The 1864-nt window shown below is 60.0% G+C and carries 1 protein-coding gene; it reads right to left on the bottom strand.

The genetic code is table 11. From position 1 onward, the window contains the following. Positions 1-62: 62 nt before the first annotated feature. Positions 63-1706, bottom strand: coding sequence for a phosphoglucomutase (alpha-D-glucose-1,6-bisphosphate-dependent) (gene pgm, locus ACRESD_RS12040; protein WP_431751098.1), 1644 nt, complete (start codon positions 1704-1706; stop codon positions 63-65). Positions 1707-1864: the final 158 nt, after the last annotated feature.

The following is a 1864-nucleotide window of genomic DNA, read 5'->3' as shown; positions in this document are numbered from 1 at the left end:
TCTTAGTTGACTGACACACTGTCATCGGGAGCAAGCCCCCTCCCACATTTTGACTTTCTGGGTTACTGGGAGATTGCACCGTCTACCAGTACTTGGGCCTCTTCCACCAACTGCTTGAGGTGATCTTCGCCAATAAAGCTCTCGGCGTAGATCTTGTAGATGTCCTCAGTGCCTGATGGGCGCGCGGCGAACCAGCCATTTTCAGTCATCACTTTCAAACCACCGATCGCCTGGTTATTGCCCGGCGCATGGCTGAGGATCTGCTGGATGCTCTCCCCAGCCAATTGCGTGGATGTGACTTGCTCCGGCGACAGCTTGCCCAACAACGCTTTCTGCGCCGGGGTGGCCTTGGCATCGACACGAATGGCGAACGGCTCGCCCAGGGCGTCGGTCAGGCCGCGGTAGATCTGGCTGGGGTCCTGGCCTTTGCGCGAGGTCATTTCCGCTGCCAGCAAGGCTGGAATCAGGCCGTCCTTGTCGGTACTCCACACGGTGCCGTCCTTGCGCAGGAACGAGGCACCGGCGCTTTCTTCGCCGCCAAACCCCAGCGAGCCTTCGAACAAACCATCGGCGAACCACTTGAAGCCTACTGGCACTTCGTACAGGCGACGGCCAATACGTGCTGCCACGCGATCTATCAGGCCGCTGCTGACCACGGTCTTGCCCACGGCCGCGTCAGCGCGCCAGTCGGGGCGGTTCTGGAACAAGTAGTCGATGGACACCGCCAAGTAGTTGTTGGGCGCCAACAAGCCACCAGACGGAGTAACGATGCCGTGACGGTCGTGGTCGGGGTCGCAGGCAAAGGCCACGTCGAAACGTTCCTTGAGGCCGATCAAACCTTGCATGGCATAGCTGGAAGACGGGTCCATGCGGATCTGACCGTCCCAGTCGACGCTCATGAAGCGGAAGGTGGAGTCGACTTCGGTATTCACCACGTCCAGGTTCAAGCGGTAGTGCTCGGCAATCGCCGACCAGTAGCGCACCCCTGCTCCACCCAACGGGTCAACGCCCAGACGCAGATTGGCGCTGCGGATGGCGTCCATGTCGATCACATTGATCAAGTCGGCCACGTAGCTGTTGAGGTAGTCATGGCGATGGGTGGTGTCAGCCTTGAGCGCCTGCGCGTGGGTGATGCGCTTGACCCCCGCCAGTTTGTTGGCCAGCAGCTCGTTGGCCTTGGCTTCGATCCACTTGGTGACATGCGTGTCAGCCGGGCCGCCATTGGGCGGGTTGTACTTGTAGCCGCCACTTTGTGGCGGGTTGTGGGACGGTGTAATGACGATGCCGTCCGCCAAGCCACTGGTGCGGCCACGGTTGTAGCAGATGATCGCGTGGGAAATCGCCGGGGTCGGCGTGTATTCGTCACCTTCGGCCAGCATCACGTGCACGCCATTGGCCGCCAGGACTTCCAGGGCGCTGGCGCCGGCCGGTGTCGACAAGGCATGGGTATCCAGGCCGACAAACAGCGGGCCGTTGATGCCCTGGGCTTCACGGTACAGGCAGATGGCCTGGCTGATGGCAAGCACATGCCATTCGTTGAAACTCAGCTCGAAAGAGCTGCCGCGGTGCCCGGAGGTACCAAAGGCCACGCGTTGAGTGGAGATTGCTGCATCAGGCTGGCCGGTGTAATAGGCCGTGACCAGTCGCGGGATGTCCACCAGCAACTGGGCTGGCGCCGGCTTGCCCGCAAAAGGACTGATAGTCATGCATAAACCTCGAAAAGAAGGATTCGGAAAAAATGACAGTTTACTGAGAGTTGGACCACTTCGCGACGGTATCGATCCGACAATCACTCGAGAATTTTCACACCCTATCCGATCTGTGCCTGTCGCAATGCCTGGGCCAGAGTATCCAGGGTGATATC

The sequence above is a fragment of the Pseudomonas sp. genome (assembly GCF_050739995.1).
GTDB lineage: Bacteria > Pseudomonadota > Gammaproteobacteria > Pseudomonadales > Pseudomonadaceae > Aquipseudomonas.
This window is presented reverse-complemented; position numbering and strand designations above follow the sequence as displayed.